Source organism: Pseudactinotalea sp. Z1748, assembly GCF_049725185.1.
Classification (GTDB): Bacteria; Actinomycetota; Actinomycetes; order Actinomycetales; family Beutenbergiaceae; genus CALKWS01.
This window is the reverse complement of record NZ_JBMPQB010000002.1, coordinates 221,584-235,773: the sequence shown is the minus strand read 5'-3', so window position 1 is coordinate 235,773 and position 14,190 is coordinate 221,584. Positions and strand designations below refer to the sequence as shown.

The following is a 14,190-nucleotide window of genomic DNA, read 5'->3' as shown; positions in this document are numbered from 1 at the left end:
GGCAGGTACCTCCGGGCCACCGGTCAGGGGCGGATACGCCACACCGCGAGAGCGTCGGCGCTACAGCCTCCCACCCAGCACGACCGGCTCCGGGACCAGTTCCACCCCGAAGCGCTCCTGCACGCCGGCGCGTACCGTGCGCGCCAGGGCGACCAGATCGGCTGCGCGCGCGCCGCCACGGTTGGTCAGCGCCAGGGTGTGCTTGGTGGACAACGCGGCCGCTCCGGGCAGCCCGTAGCCCTTGTCGAATCCGGCCTGGGCGATCAGCCATGCAGCCGAGGTCTTCACCCGGCCCTGCCCGGCGTCGAACCGTGGCGCCTGCGGCGGCAGCGCCGCGGCCCGGGCGGCGTCCAGGATCGGGTTGGTGAAGAAGGACCCGGCGCTCCAGGTGTCGTGATCATCGGCGTCCAGCACCATCCCCTTACCGCGCCGCAGGGCCAGCACCGCCTCGCGCACCTGTGCCGCCGGCACCCGCTCGCCCACCGCCACCCCGAGCGTCTTGGCCAGTTCGGCGTACCGGATCGGTGCGGAGACGTCAGCCTGCACCATCTGGAACTGCACCTGGAGCACCACGTACCTGGGTGTGGGGAACCACGGCGAGTCCGGGGCGTACAGCGACTCCTTCAGCACCGAGTTGCGGTAGCCGAAGGCCAGGTCGGTCCGGGACAGGGTGCGGATCCGCCTCTCGGCCCGGTCCCAGGTGCGCACCGCGGCGATCACCTCGCTGACCTCCTGGCCGTAGGCACCCACGTTCTGCATCGGGGTGGCGCCGGTGGACCCGGGGATTCCGGACAGCGCCTCCACCCCCTGCCACCCCTCTGCTACCGCCCGGGCGACGAACCCGTCCCAGTCCTGACCGGCGGGGACGGTGACCCTCACGCCTTGGCCGGTCCCGGCCTCCTGCACCGACACCCCGGTTCGCTGGTCCTGGACCACGATCCCGTCGAATCCGGCATCCGGTGCCAGGATGTTCGACCCGCCGCCGAGCACCAGCAGTGGGCGAGAGTTGGCGTCGGCGCCCCGCACGGTCTCGATGATCGTCGCCTGGTCGGCTGCGGCCACGAACGTGTGCACCGGCCCACCCACACGCAGGGTGGTCAACTCCGCCAGTGAGGGGGTACCGGTCATCTCAGTGCAGCCGGACCTTCGCCTGGGCCTTGCCCAGCACCGCCCGGTCCTGCACCTTCACGGCCAGGTCCACGAGCGCGACGTCGCCTTCAGCGCTGCGCACGGTGGCGCTGATGCGTACCTGCACCTGACCGGGGTCCGGTACCGGGACGGGACGGGTGAACCGGGTGGCCAAGCCCAGCACGTCCCCGGGATCGCCCAGGTGATCACTCAGGGCGGAGGCAGCCAGGCCCATGGTCAGCATCCCGTGGGCGATCACCCCGGGCAGGCCAACCTCGGTGGCGATGCGGTCGTTGTAGTGGATCGGGTTGAAGTCACCGCTGGCACCGGCGTAGCGCACCAGGCGGTCACGATCCACCTCGGTGGTGACGGTGAACAGTTCGGTGCCGGGTTCGACGCCGGCGCGTAGCGGGTTCATCGCCCCTCCCCGCGCACGGCCAGGGTGGAGGTGACCGCACAGACCGGCGCGCCGTCGTCGTCGGTGATCTCGGTACGAGTGGTGACCATCGTGATGCCGGCGCGTTCGGTGATGCCGGCCACGTGCACAGCGGTGTGCAGCCGGTCCCCGGCGGTGATCGGGCGGTGGTGGTCGAAGGCCTGCTCGGCGTGGACCACGCGGGAGAAGTCGATCCCGGCACCGGGATCGGAGATGTACTCTGCCTCGGCGCGCTGCGCGACGACGACGGCGAAGGTCGACGGCGCGATCACGTGGCGGTAGCCGCGGGCGCGAGCCGCCTCGGGATCGGTGTGCAACGGGGAGGTGGCGCCGACGGCGTCGGCGAACTCGGTGAGTTTGACTTCGGAGACGACGTAGGGCGGGGTTCCGGTGAACACCCGCCCTAGGTAGTCGGCATCGACGTGTGCCATGCCGTTCATGCTAGCGCCGAATCAGCGCGTCTCCTTGTGGTTGGTCTTGGCGTTGCAGCGGGAGCAGTACTTGGCCAGTTCCAACCGGTCGGGGTTGTTCCGACGGTTCTTCTTGGTGATGTAGTTGCGCTCCTTGCACACCTCACAGGCAAGGGTGATCTTGGGGCGGACGTCCGCGGACTTGCTGGCCACTGGTCTTCCTTACGCTCGCAGGTCCTGCCGCGACGGTTCCGGCAGGTGGTGGTGCTGGTGATTCTCCGTGTAGCGGGGGCGGGGATCGAACCCGCGACCTCACGATTATGAGTCGTGCGCTCTTACCGTCTGAGCTACCCCGCCGTGCTCAACGCATCGTGCCACAGAGCCCGCGCGATGAACCAGAGCCCCGAAAGGGAATCGAACCCTTGACCTTCTCCTTACCATGGAGACGCTCTGCCGACTGAGCTATCGGGGCGGCGCAACGAGGCTACAACGTCAGTGCCCGTTCAGCGAAATCGTTGGGACGTGACGATGACCACGTCTCATCGCAGCCGCCTCAGCGGAAGTTCACGAACTGTAGCGCCGCATCGATGTCATCGGCCTCCTTGAGCATCGCTATCACGGCCTGCAGGTTGTCCCTGGACTTGTCGCTCACCCGCACCTCGTCCCCGGTGATCTGGGTCTTGACGCCCTTGGGCCCCTCCTCGCGGATCAGTTTGGTGATCTTCTTGGCGTTCTCACTCGACAGGCCCTCCTTGAGGGTGGCCACCAGACGGTACTCCTTACCGGAGGGCTGCGGCTCCCCCGCACCGGTGTCCAGGGCCTTGAGCGAGACGCCCCGGCGGATGAGTTTGCTCTGGAACACGTCCAGCACCGCCAGCACGCGTTCGGCGGAGTTGGCGGTCAGGACCACCGCCTCGGTGCCGGACCATTCGATCCCGGCGCCCACGCCCCGGAAGTCGTAGCGCTGGGAGACCTCCTTGGCGGCCTGGTTCAGGGCGTTGTCCACCTCCTGGCGGTCGATCTTGCTCACGACGTCGAACGAGGCAACGCTGGCCACGGTGGCCCTCCTTGATGCTTGGGGGAACTGGGGGTGTGACGTTGGCGACCCGATGGTCACAGCCGCGCCGCGAACTTGGTATTCTGCCATCCGGCGCTAGTGCCGACCATACGGCGGGTTGCCCGAGCGGCCAAAGGGAGCTGACTGTAAATCAGCCGCGTCACGCTTCGCAGGTTCGAATCCTGCACCCGCCACCACCACGGAGCCCGGACCCACACGAGGGTCCGGGCTCCGTTGCGTGTGCAGGCATCGATCGCCCGGGGTAGCGCATCCCCTCCGCCCGAACCGGAGGGGCGAGCCGCCGGGCCGGCGGGCCGCGCGGCCCGCCGAGAGCAGGTCAGCGCTGCCCGGTCGCCCGGCGCTCCAGGCGTTCGATCCGCTCGCTCATCGGCGGGTGGGTGGCGAAGAGCCTGGAGACCGCCTCGGCCCGAAACGGATTGGCGATCATCAGGTGCGAGACATCGGCCAGGTCGCCCGCCGGCTTCAGCGGCCGGGCCGCAGTGCCCCGCTCCAGTTTCCGCAGCGCTGAGGCCAGCGCCAGCGGGTCACCGGTGAGATCGGCCCCGGAGGCGTCGGCGTCGTACTCACGCGTGCGCGAGATGGCCATCCGGATCAGTCCGGCGGCGAACGGGGCCAGCAGGGCCATCGCGAGCATCCCGACCAGTGCCAGCGCTCCCCCGGTGCGCTGCCGGCCGGCGCCACCGGTGAACAGCAGGAACTGGGCCACCGAGGTGATCACACCGGCCATTGCCGCGGCGACCGAGGAGGTGAGGATGTCCCGGTTGTACACGTGCATCAACTCGTGCCCGAGCACCCCGCGCAGTTCCCGTTCATCCAGCAGTTCCAGGATGCCTACGGTGCAGCACACCGCGGCATTGCGGGGGTTGCGGCCGGTGGCGAAGGCGTTCGGGGACCGGGTCGGCGAGATGTACAGCCGCGGCATCGGCTGTTCGGCCCTGGCGGCCAGTTCGCGCACGATTCGATACATCTGCGGGGCCTGTGCCTCGGTCACCGGCTGGGCCTTCATCGCCCGGATGGCGATCTTGTCCGAGTTCCAGAAACTCACGAAGGTCATCACCACGCCCACGCCGGCGAAGACCCAGATCAATGAGGAGTTCCCGGTCCCGGCCGCCACCAGGGCGCCCAGGGCCATTGTCACCGCCCACATCACCGCGAACAGGCCTGCAGTCTTGACCGTGTTGCCAACACCGGTACCCATGGTGGTGACCTCCTAAACCACCGGGGGTGCGCCGGCCGCACCAGCCTCGACGAACATACCTCCGCGGGAGATCTCCGTCATCTCCTCGCGCGGGACCACCTTGACGCGCTCACGGCCCTGCTTCTCGCCCAGGGCACGCTCATGGGCGTCCAGCAACTCCCAGCCGCTCCAGGAGGTATAGGGCACGCCGTCGGCCCGCAACCGCTCCAGGATCGACTCCGGATCCGCCTTCGGCGCTCCTGGCAACACACCGGCCCGCAGGTCCGCATGAACGTCCTGGATCAGGTTGGCGATGGTCTCCTGCGCGTCGGACTTGGTGTGCCCGATCAGACCCACCGGCCCCCGCTTGATCCACCCGGTGGCATACAAACCGCGTACGTGCTCACCGTCGTCGTCCAGCACCCGGCCGGTCTCGTTCGGGATCACTCCCGCCACCGGGTCGAAAGGCACCTGCGGCACGGAGGAGCCGAAGTAGCCCACCGCGCGGTAGATCGCCTGGACCTCGAACTCCTCGAACCGGCCGGTCCCCCGGACCGAACCGTCCCCGGTCAACTCGGTGCGCTCGGTGCGCAACCCGGTGACGGCATCGGTGCCCAGCACCTCCACGGGGCGGTGCAGGAAGTGCAGGTGGATCCGTCGCGACGCGGTCATGTCGGCGGGATCGCGCATGGTCCAGTCGGTGAGGGTCTTGACCACTTGCCGGGTCTGGTTGCTGGCCGCCAGCGCCTCCTCCGAACCCTCGTCGAACTCGAAGTCCTCGGGGTAGACCACCACGTCCACATCGGGCACCTTGCCCAGCTCGCGCAACTCCAACGGGGTGAACTTGGCCTGGGCCGGGCCCCGACGTCCGAAGACGTGCACATCGGTCACGGGGTTGGCGGCCAAGCCGTCGATCACGTTCTGCGGGATCTCGGTGCCCATCAGGTCCGGGACATGCTTGGCCAGCATCCGGGCCACATCCAGCGCCACGTTACCGTTGCCGATCACGGCCACCTTCTCGGCTTCCAGCGGCCAGGTTCGCGGGACATCGGGATGGCCGTCGAACCACGAGACGAAGTCGGCGGCACCGTAACTGCCGGGCAGGTCCACCCCGGGGATGTTCAAGTCCGCGTCCCGGATCGCGCCGGTGGAGAAGACGATGGCGTCGTAGTGCTCCCGCAGTTGCGGCACGGTCACGTCGGTACCGATGTCCACGTTGCCGATCAGGCGGATATCCCCACGCTGCAGCACCTTGTACAGCGCGTTCACGATGCCCTTGATCCGGGGGTGGTCCGGGGCCACGCCGTAGCGCACCAGTCCGTAGGGCGCGGGCAGTCGCTCGAACAGGTCGATCGCCACGTCCAGATCGGCCTTGGCGAGGATATCGGCGGCGTAGATGCCGGCCGGCCCGGCTCCCACGATGGCGACCCGCAACTGTGGAGTGGGAATGGTGTTGCCTTTCGAGAAGAAGGAAGTCTTACCTGCCAGTGTAGGCAACCCTCACCACGGCCGGCAGTGCGGGTCGTGTGTGGCTGGTCTCACCGATGTGCCTGTTTCGCGCAAGGAGGGATAGGTTCACGCTGTGCCACTCACCCCCCGGCCGCAGGCCGAGCCGACCTCGCGTTCCGGGCTGATCGCCGGGGTGAGCGCTTACGCCCTGTGGGGCCTGCTGCCCCTGTACTTCCCGCTGATGGACGGGGCCGGGGTGTGGGAGATCGGTGCGCACCGGGTGCTCTGGTCGTTGGTGTTGTGCGCCGGGCTGCTGATGCTGATGCGCAAACTGGGCCGGGTCCGCACGCTGCTGGCCGACCGGCGGGTGCTGGTGGGGTTGTCGGTGGCCGCGGTGCTGCTGGCCACGAACTGGGTGACGTTCCTTTATGCGGTGTTCACCGACCGGGTGGTCGATGCCGCCCTTGGCTACTTCGTCAACCCACTGGTCACCATCCTGCTGGGGGTTGTCGTGTTGCGCGAGCGGCTGCGTCCTGGCCAGTGGGCGGCGGTGGGCGTGGCCGCGATCGGGGTGGTGGTGATCGCGATCGGGTACGGGACGGTGCCCTGGATCGCGGTGGTGCTGGCGAGTAGTTTCGGCCTGTACGGGCTCGCCAAGAACCGGCTCGGCCGAACCGTACCGGCACTGCCGGGGCTGGTCGTGGAGACCGCGGCGCTGACCCCGGTGGCGCTGCTGTACCTGCTGTTGCTGGCGGGCTCGGGTACCGGCACCTTCGCCGTCAGTTCTGCCGGCACGGCACTGGGACAGCCCTGGCACAGCCTGGTCCTGATGGGCGCCGGGATCGCCACCGCGGTGCCGCTGATGCTGTTCGCCACAGCCGTGGGCCGGTTACCGCTGAGCACCGTCGGATTGCTGCAGTTCATCGCACCGATCATGCAGTTCGCACTGGGGGTGCTGGTGCTGGGTGAGGAGATGCCACCGGCGCGCCTGGCCGGGTTCGTGCTGGTCTGGGTGGGCTTGGTGCTGTTGGGAGTGGAGGGGCAGCAGGCCAGGAGCCGGCGACGACGAAGCCTCACCCGGTCCTGAGGCGCGCGTTCGGCCGGGCGCACCGGGGCGCGGCGTGCACGCCGTCGTCGGGCGGGTCCGGCGATCAGCGCGGCCGAGGACGTCGCGGCACCCGCGAGTACAGCAGCGCCAGTACGATCAGCGCAGCGGCACCGACGAGCCAGGCCCGGGTCACCTGCTGCGCGGGGGCTATCGGGTCCGGGTAGGCGACCAGGTCCAGATCCGCCGCCGGGTCGGGCAATGGTTCCGCGGGCCCGTGGACCGGTGAGGCCGGCCCGGGTGCGGTGCCGTCATCGATGAACTGCAGGGCTGCGACCGGCTGGATGAGGCCCCAGCCCATCCGGTCGTCGCGCTCGGTGGTGCTGGCCCGGGTTGCGGTGGCCTGCAGGCGGTGCGCCCACTGCTGCGGCGTCTCGTCGGGATACCTCGCCGCCACCAGAGCCGCGGCTCCGGAGACGTAGGCGGTCGCCCAGCTGGACGAGGGCGCCGAGTCCCCCGGGGAGAAGATGCAGTCCCCGCCGAACAGGTACGCCGAGGGCACATGCTGGCCCGGGGCGGCGACATCCACGTGCTCGCTCTCGAAGGAGGCGACCGCATGCCAGATCCCGGCCCGGTCCACCCCGGTGACCCCGAGCACGCCGTCGTAGGCGGCGGGGTAACGGGGCACGCCTTCCTGCACCTGGGCGGTCCCGCGGTTACCGGTGCTGGCCACCACCAGCACGCCGTTGTCGGAGGCAGCCCGAACCGCAGCACGCAGATCCGGGTGGTCCTCGGTGGTACTCATCGAGACGTTGATGATCTGCGCGCCGTTCTGCGCCGCCCAGGCGATCCCGTCCGCGATCCGCTGCGGTGTGGGGTGCACATCCTCTTCTTCTGCGCGCTCGGAGTCGGCGTAGTAGACCCGCACCGACTGCAGCATCGCCTCCGGCGCCACCCCCAGCACCGCCGATCCGTCCACGTGGCGGGCGGCGATGATGCCGGCCACCACGGTGCCGTGCTCGAAGGCATCCCGGTCGTGGGGGTCGTCCTCGACCACGTTCACCCCGTCGACCACCACCTCGCGCAGGTGCTCGTTCTGTGCGTGCACCCCGGAGTCCACCACGGCCACCGTCACACCCGCTCCCCGGGAGTACTGATGTGCCCTGGGGATGCCGAGCGCGTCGAAGGCGGGCGGTGCCTGGGTGACGAACTGTGGATCCTCCGGATCACACTCCTGTCCGGGGGCCAGCGCCCTCGCCGGCGCGGCGCCGGGTCCGGAGACCGACACCGCGGCCAGACCCACGGTCAGGGCGCCGGCCAGCGCCGCCGCGAGGGCGCGACGCCACGTCACCGGTGCACCACCGCGCTGGGTCACTCCTCCTCCGCGGGCTCAGGGACGTGCTCGTCCATGCCCTGCACCGCCTCGGCCGGAAGCCCGGAGCGGGCGGCCTCGACCGTGAGCGTCGGGCCCGGCCGGAACAACCCTGCCCAGGGCCCCGGGACCGGGGGCGGCTCGAGTTCGTCGTAGCCCAGCAGCCTCAGCACCTGTTCGTGCCCGGGCGGGACCTGGTACATGGTGCCGCGTTCGTCGATCACCATCCAGGCGCCCAGGTCGCCGCCCCCGTCCTGGCGCACCACGGCGCCGTGCCCGGCGGCAACGTCCACCGGCTCGGATCCCACCTCCTCCTCGGTGCCGACCACGTGCAGCCGGGTGGCCGAGGGGGCGTCGTCGTCCTCAGGTTCGGCGCGGTCCAATTGCACGCACGGGGTCGCTTCCGCCTCCAACGCCGTGGGTACCTCCTCGGGCCAGTCGGAGGGCACCAGGTCCGATGCCGGGTCGACCTGCAGGCTCTGGCGCTCGGAGTAGTCCAGGGTCACCACATCGTCGGGCCCCAGGCCGGTACCCAGGTAGTACAGCGTCACCGCCAGCGGGCTGAGCTCGACCAGCACTCCCTCGTCGGTGAGCACATGGGGTGCGCCGGTCTCGCCCTGCGCGTTGCGCAGCAGGGTGACCGTGCCGACCCTCAGGTCCAGGTCCAGTTGGGCTGCCGGGCCCGGTGGGGTGGATCCGAAGCCGTCCATGCTGAACGGTGCAAGCGGGGTGCCCTCGGTGAAGATGTTCAGCCAGCGCCCCCCGACGGCAAAGACGTTATCCGGGTGGAACTCCAGGGCATGGCTGACCGGGTTCAGGTCATCGTCGGCGATTCGGTAGCGGTGGCCGCCGTGCACGTAGTGGGTTTGCCCGTTGACGCTCACCAGTGCCGCGTTGCCTACTTCTGGTGCGGCGCGGTCCGGATTCAGCGAGGTCCACTCCCGCTCCGGACCGACGGCACAGGAGAGCCACTGGTTGTTGATCAGGTTCTCCGGTGGCGGCAGGGCGTCCGGTGCCCCCGGGATTCCCACGGTCATAGTGCCCCGTGGTACATCACTGAGCTGTGTCTCGCTGAGGTTGACCACCCGGAAGGTCTCGGCGAAGGCGAGCAGCCGGGCACTGGTGATGTTGTGCACCGGGTATAGCTCGCCGTTGACGGCCACGTACCGCGCCCCGGTCTCGCTGACCACCACCAGGGAGTTGACCTTCCAGTCCTCATCCTGTTCCCCGGTGAACAGCCCGGCGATCAGGCTGCCGCCTACCACCAGCACACTGAGCACGATTCCGGTGATCACCCCGCGCAGCGGCCTGGCCGGTTCGAGTTCGCGCCCCCCGGGCGCCCCGGAGACGAAGGCCGTGAGGAGCCGGCGCCGGGAGAACGTCTGGGCCTGCAGGAGTTCCTTCTTCGAGGCCATCGGCTACACCAGCCCGGCGGCCACGATCGCGGCGGGGAGCAACAGCGCCAGGCAGGCCAGTTCGGCGGCGTCGGCCAGCCGACCCAGCCAGAGCCGCTGCTTGGGCGCCACCAGGGACAGGCCCACGATGGCGGCGGCCACGATGCCGACCCCGAGCGTGACACCGATACGCCAGGTCGGGTGCAGCAACGCACCGAGCACCCCGGTCAGCGCCAATCCCAGCACCGCCAGCGACGTCACCGCGCCGACGTCGAAGCGGGCGTAGGACTCGCGCACGCTCAGGATCATCCCGGCGTAGGCAAGCAACAGCAGGACCAGTCCGAACAGCCCGGTGCCCAGCACCATCGGGGTGGCGATCAGAGTGAGCAGTGCGACCGCGATGCGCAGGGACACCTGGATCCGGTGCCCGCGATGCCACAGCCCCGCCACCTCCTCGGCATCCAACTCCTCGGGATCGGCCAGGATCTCCTCATCGGCGCTTGCGGTGGCCACCCGTAACGGGGTGGCCGACAGTGCCAGCCACGGGATACCGATGCCGGCCAGGCCGGCCATCGCCACGGCGATGGCCAGCACATGGCCGGGTCCGAAACCGGTGAACTCCACGATCGCCCCGACGGCAGCCACTGCGGCGCCCAGGATCGCCGGGACCAGTGTGAACTCGCGGTTGTCGCGCAGCAGTAACAGGCCCAGCACTCCGGTCACTGCGGCCCCGGCACCGGCGTACAGTGCCGGGGCTCCCCACAACGATTCGGCCGCGGTGAGGGTGAATCCGGCCACGGCGGCGTACAGGGCGGCCACCTGGACCAGCGCCACAGGTGCCGCCGGTGGCCCGCCGATGCGCCCGATCACCGCCGCCGAGACCAGCAGGATCACCGAGGTCAGGGCGGCTGCGACCGTCACCAGCGCCGATGCGCCGCCCATCCCGGCTCCGGTGAGCATGATCGCCACGGTGGTCAGCAGCGTCACCGCGGCCAGCACCGCCGTGGTGGCAGCGTCCTGGGGCGACCACGGCTTCTGTTCACTCTCGACCACGTCGGCCACGGCCTCGACGATGTCGTCGTAAACCCGTAGTTCGGCGCTGTCCACCCCCGACACCAGGGTGAGCACGTCACCATCGACCACGCCCTGGGCCTGCAGGCTCCGGTCGTCGTCCAACTCGTGCCCGTGGGCGCGGGTCAGCCGGTACCCGGCGTAGGCGGTGCCGGCCTCGAGCATGTTCAGGTGCCGGGCCAGGCCCGGGGTGATCTCCACGACCGGGACGCCGGCGGGTGCGGCAATGTCCATCCGGCGGTCGCCCGCCACGACGGACACCCGCACACGTTGGCCCACAGCCCGCTCGGTGCTGGTGGTCTCACTCATCTCATCCCCGCCCGAATCCTCGGCTCAGCACAGTCCGAGTTACTACTACCCCATCCATGAACTACCTTGCCACGCTCCCGCATCGCACCGGCCCGTCCCGCTTCGCCCGGTCGCCCAGCACCGGTCCGCACCCCGGCGATACTCCTGGTCCGGCTCCGATCCCTCCCAGGCCTGCACCACCGGCAGCACCGGCTGGGAGTGCTCATCGGTGCGGGATGCGGTGAACGTGTACTCACGGCTTTCCGGGATCGTCACCGCCCCGTGCCAGCCACCCCCGAAGCCCTCGGCGAAGTCGATCATCGTGGGTGCCCGATCTCGACCCGATCGGGCACCCACGATCGCAACTGCGCCCCGTCCTCGAAGTCGGTGGAGGCACGCTCGTCGAAGCCACGGACGCGCACCCGGTACTCCCCCGCATCCGGCGTCCGGATCACCAGCGGATCGATCTGGGAGGCATCGCTGAAGCGCGCCTCGCCCGGGTCCCGGCTGCCGACCTTGTCGGCGTGCACCTGCCCGTCCGGCCCGGTCAGTGTCAGTTCGGTGCGTGAGTTCCGGGTTCCGGCCACCGACTCCTCCGGCATCCTCGGCTCCTCGTGCGGCTCCGCGTCGCTGCACCCGACCAGGGCCGGGCAGACGGCGAGCGCCACGAGCGCGACGGGTCCCGTGCGCAGGCCCGTTCGGCGCGTCCGGGTTGGGTTCATGTCGTCACTGTAAAGGGCGCGCCAAGCCGATGGGGACACCATGGGCACGTCGCTCGGCGGCCCCGATGGGGACCTCTGCCCATGTACGCACCGGGGGTGAGTTCGTACAGTGGCAGGTATTCACCACACACGGTGAGCCCACCCTGGTGGTGGTAGTACGGCGGCCCGAGGGGGCCACAACACAGGAGGTGACTGTGGGACACGAAGTCTCAGCAGCAGACGGCGCACTCCAGCGGGGTGCGAACATCGTGGCCGAGTCGAAGGCCGCGCTGCATGGGGAGCTCGCCTCCCTCGAAGGACGACTCTCCGGCATCGGGGCACAGTGGCAGGGCTCCGGTTCTGCAGCGTTTGCCAATGTGATGGCGCAGTGGCGGGAGAAGTCCAACCGGATCATCAACAGCCTCGAGAACTTCGAGGAGAACCTCAAGCAGTCCCAGACCACATACACCGCGTCCGATGACGCCGCCTCACAGGCGATGACCAATCTTCAGGGCCGGCTCGGCTGATCGGGAGGAACCCACATGTTCAAGGCTAATTTCGAAAGCATCAGCACGGCCGGAGCGGACATCGTCAACGGCGCCAACAAGATCGAGCAGCAGCTCAACGACATGGACACCCAGTTGCGTCCGTTGCAGTCGGACTGGACCGGTGCGGCATCGGACGCCTACGAGCAGGCCCGAGCCACCTGGACCCAGACCATTAACGAGATGAAGCAGTTGCTCGCCGAGATCGGCGCCGCTGTCACCCAGAGCGGTCAGGACTACCAGACCACCGACAGCCAGAACGCGAACCGGTTCGCCTGAGCCCGCGCGAACACGTGACGGTCGTGCCGAAGCCAGCGGTTTCGGCACGTGCCGCCATTTGTCCGCCTCTCGGACCCGCCCCCGGGGACAGGCCCGCAGCCCGGCACCCCGCCTCCCGGTGGGGTCAGTCCCGTGCCGCCCGGTGAACTCGACCCGCCGGGTATCGGTCACCCGCCCGGCTACGGCCCCGGAGTCGCGCCGCCGGAGTACGGCCCCGGCGGCCCTGGCCCCACCCCACCGGATACCTCGATCGATGGTCCCGGCGGTGGCATCGTGGGACCGGGCGGGGAGAAACCCGCAGGCCGATCAGTAGTGCAGGCAGCACGATAAGGACTGTCGGCGCGCGGTCAGGACCGCCAGCGCTGCACCGTGATGGAGCGTTCACCGGCCTCGATGCGACCGTCCTCGGGCACCGGTACCCGCGTGCCCGGGAACGCCCGTGTGGTGGTCCCGTCCGCGCTGACCACCACGGTGCCGTTCGCCGATCCGCGGTCCTGCACCCACAGTTCATCGCCGTCGATACCGAAGGCGGCGTGCGTGCGTGACAGCGAACGGCCGGGGTCATCCACGGCGACCAGGTGCGCGATTCGTTCACCGGGGCCGGCCTGCGGGCGGCGCCCGATCAGTCCGTTTCCGCTGACCGTCACCGACACGCCGTCGTCCACGGTGAGCACGAACACCGCACTGGCCCCGGAGTCGCGCACGTCCTCCAGGTCCGGCAGTTCGGTGGGGTGCAGGGTGCGCGGGTCTGCGGGAGTGGCTCCTGGCTGTGCGGGATCGAAGGTGTGCTCGGGAAGACCGGCCTGCGTGGACGCGCCGGGCGCAGGCTGGCCCGGGACCGGCGGGGAGAGCGGCCCAACCGGGCGGGCCTGTTCTGTCCCGGCGGTACCGGCACCGGCACCGCCGTACTGGTGCCCCGGCGTGCCCCGGAGATCGCCACTCGAGGGGTGCGTGGGGGCGACCGCACCGGTCGGTGGCCCGGGCAGCCCCTGACCCTGCGGGAGGTCAGCGACCGGGCCGGCCGGTCCCGGCGCGCTGTGATGCCCGTCGGGCGCCGCGTCCGGTCCGGGAGGTGGCGGTCCTCCCGCTGCTGACACCTGACCAGCCGGGGGTGCAGCCGGCGCCTGCGGGACGGGACCGCCGGGAGGGGGACCGTAGGAGTGCGGGCCCGCGCCACCGGATACTTGTCCGTAACCGGCAGCGGGGGGCAGCTGACCAGAGGGCACCCCCGCAGGGTGAGGGTGTCCAGCGCCCTGACCTCCGGCGTAGCCGGATGCGCCGGTGCCGTACGGTCCGGGCGGGGCGGGCGGGGCGGCGGGTGCGTATCGGGGCGCCGGCGCCTTCCGGTGGGCATCGGGACGCACGTTCACCACCCGGGTGCCCGCGACGCGGTCGTGCCAGGCCTGGCCCCTTCCCGTGCGGTCCAGCACCGTGGTGGCGATCAGGAGGAACTGACCCACCAGGACCACCGCATGGGAGGCGCCGAGCAGCAGTGAGCGCACCATGCCGCGGCGTAGGCCGGGGGCGTAGTCCGTCCGGGCCTGTGCGGCACGAACACCGAGTAGGTGCTTGCCCAGGGTGCGGCCGGATCGCGCTTCCCAGACCGCCAGACCCAGGGCCGCCTCCAGCAGCACCACCGCCCCCAGCAGCACACTTCCGGTGGGCAGGTAGGCTACCGCGGTCACCGCGCCGACCGCGGCCAGGTCGATGCTGTGGGCCAGAATGCGCCGGCCCGGACCGCATGCCGGCAAGGGGCCTGCGGCACGACCCATGTCCACCTGCGGCGCGGACGCCACCTGCACGCTCATTCGCACCAA

General features: G+C 70.1%; 16 protein-coding genes and 3 tRNA genes. 4 read left to right on the top strand and 15 right to left on the bottom strand.

All coding sequences use genetic code 11. The features are described from left to right. Positions 1-60: 60 nt before the first annotated feature. The 7 genes from ACO0LU_RS05355 to ACO0LU_RS05325 form a co-directional block, all read right to left on the bottom strand. Positions 61-1,128 carry a UDP-N-acetylmuramate dehydrogenase gene (locus tag ACO0LU_RS05355; protein WP_424790388.1) on the bottom strand — a complete coding sequence of 356 codons (1,068 nt, stop codon included), beginning with the start codon at positions 1,126-1,128 and terminating at the stop codon, positions 61-63. Between the two features lies 1 nt (position 1,129). Next, on the bottom strand, positions 1,130-1,546 hold the full coding sequence (locus tag ACO0LU_RS05350) for a MaoC/PaaZ C-terminal domain-containing protein (RefSeq protein ID WP_424790387.1): 417 nt from the start codon (positions 1,544-1,546) through the stop codon (positions 1,130-1,132). Then, entirely contained in the window at positions 1,543-1,995 is a 453-nt protein-coding gene (locus ACO0LU_RS05345; RefSeq protein WP_424790386.1) for an FAS1-like dehydratase domain-containing protein, read from the bottom strand. Before ACO0LU_RS05345 ends, ACO0LU_RS05350 begins: the two co-directional genes overlap by 4 nt. 21 nt (positions 1,996-2,016) lie before the next feature. Further along, a complete protein-coding gene (gene rpmG, locus ACO0LU_RS05340; protein WP_424786330.1) occupies positions 2,017-2,187 on the bottom strand; it encodes a 50S ribosomal protein L33 in 171 nt (56 codons plus the stop codon). A gap of 70 nt (positions 2,188-2,257) precedes the next feature. Continuing rightward, positions 2,258-2,331: transfer RNA gene (locus ACO0LU_RS05335), tRNA-Met, on the bottom strand. Between the two features lie 42 nt (positions 2,332-2,373). Further along, positions 2,374-2,446, bottom strand: a tRNA-Thr gene (locus ACO0LU_RS05330). Between the two features lie 81 nt (positions 2,447-2,527). Beyond that, positions 2,528-3,031, bottom strand: coding sequence for a YajQ family cyclic di-GMP-binding protein (locus tag ACO0LU_RS05325; RefSeq protein ID WP_424790385.1), 504 nt, complete (start codon positions 3,029-3,031; stop codon positions 2,528-2,530). A 112-nt stretch (positions 3,032-3,143) separates the two neighbouring features. Here ACO0LU_RS05325 and ACO0LU_RS05320 point away from each other — a divergent pair. Further along, positions 3,144-3,228: transfer RNA gene (locus tag ACO0LU_RS05320), tRNA-Tyr, on the top strand. A 140-nt stretch (positions 3,229-3,368) separates the two neighbouring features. Here the strand turns inward: ACO0LU_RS05320 and htpX are convergent. Both htpX and ACO0LU_RS05310 read right to left on the bottom strand, forming a co-directional pair. After that, positions 3,369-4,250, bottom strand: a complete 882-nt coding sequence (gene htpX, locus ACO0LU_RS05315) for a zinc metalloprotease HtpX (RefSeq protein WP_424790384.1) — start codon at positions 4,248-4,250, stop codon at positions 3,369-3,371. 12 nt (positions 4,251-4,262) lie between these two features. After that, complete coding sequence (locus ACO0LU_RS05310; protein ID WP_424790747.1) at positions 4,263-5,678, bottom strand: FAD-dependent oxidoreductase; 1,416 nt, start codon at positions 5,676-5,678, stop codon at positions 4,263-4,265. Between the two features lie 133 nt (positions 5,679-5,811). On the opposite strand from ACO0LU_RS05310, the gene rarD reads away from it, so the two are divergent. Next, the gene (gene rarD, locus ACO0LU_RS05305) at positions 5,812-6,765 is read left to right on the top strand and encodes an EamA family transporter RarD (protein ID WP_424790383.1); all 954 of its coding nucleotides are present in this window, start codon (positions 5,812-5,814) and stop codon (positions 6,763-6,765) included. Positions 6,766-6,829: 64 nt separating this feature from the next. Here rarD and ACO0LU_RS05300 read toward each other — a convergent pair whose 3' ends face one another. Genes ACO0LU_RS05300 through ACO0LU_RS05280 form a run of 5 tightly spaced genes read right to left on the bottom strand, consistent with a single transcriptional unit; the run spans position 6,830 to position 11,570 of the window. Next, the gene (locus ACO0LU_RS05300) at positions 6,830-8,098 is read right to left on the bottom strand and encodes a S8 family serine peptidase (protein ID WP_424790382.1); all 1,269 of its coding nucleotides are present in this window, start codon (positions 8,096-8,098) and stop codon (positions 6,830-6,832) included. Then, entirely contained in the window at positions 8,095-9,510 is a 1,416-nt protein-coding gene (gene eccB, locus ACO0LU_RS05295; protein WP_424790381.1) for a type VII secretion protein EccB, read from the bottom strand. The genes ACO0LU_RS05300 and eccB overlap by 4 nt, the downstream gene beginning before the upstream one ends. A gap of 3 nt (positions 9,511-9,513) precedes the next feature. After that, positions 9,514-10,869 (bottom strand): EsaB/YukD family protein, encoded by a 1,356-nt coding sequence (locus tag ACO0LU_RS05290; protein WP_424790380.1) that lies wholly within the window; start codon positions 10,867-10,869, stop codon positions 9,514-9,516. Between the two features lie 45 nt (positions 10,870-10,914). Then, on the bottom strand, positions 10,915-11,169 hold the full coding sequence (locus ACO0LU_RS05285) for a hypothetical protein (RefSeq protein WP_424790379.1): 255 nt from the start codon (positions 11,167-11,169) through the stop codon (positions 10,915-10,917). Beyond that, positions 11,166-11,570, bottom strand: coding sequence for a hypothetical protein (locus ACO0LU_RS05280; protein ID WP_424790378.1), 405 nt, complete (start codon positions 11,568-11,570; stop codon positions 11,166-11,168). The genes ACO0LU_RS05285 and ACO0LU_RS05280 overlap by 4 nt, the downstream gene beginning before the upstream one ends. A gap of 194 nt (positions 11,571-11,764) precedes the next feature. On the opposite strand from ACO0LU_RS05280, the gene ACO0LU_RS05275 reads away from it, so the two are divergent. Together ACO0LU_RS05275 and ACO0LU_RS05270 are read left to right on the top strand one after the other, a co-directional pair. Further along, positions 11,765-12,076 carry a WXG100 family type VII secretion target gene (locus tag ACO0LU_RS05275; RefSeq protein WP_424790377.1) on the top strand — a complete coding sequence of 104 codons (312 nt, stop codon included), beginning with the start codon at positions 11,765-11,767 and terminating at the stop codon, positions 12,074-12,076. A gap of 15 nt (positions 12,077-12,091) precedes the next feature. Next, positions 12,092-12,373: a WXG100 family type VII secretion target gene (locus ACO0LU_RS05270; protein WP_424786339.1), complete on the top strand. Its 282-nt coding sequence runs from the start codon at positions 12,092-12,094 to the stop codon at positions 12,371-12,373. A 347-nt stretch (positions 12,374-12,720) separates the two neighbouring features. Here ACO0LU_RS05270 and ACO0LU_RS05265 read toward each other — a convergent pair whose 3' ends face one another. Next, the gene (locus ACO0LU_RS05265; protein ID WP_424790376.1) at positions 12,721-14,181 is read right to left on the bottom strand and encodes an RDD family protein; all 1,461 of its coding nucleotides are present in this window, start codon (positions 14,179-14,181) and stop codon (positions 12,721-12,723) included. Positions 14,182-14,190: the final 9 nt, after the last annotated feature.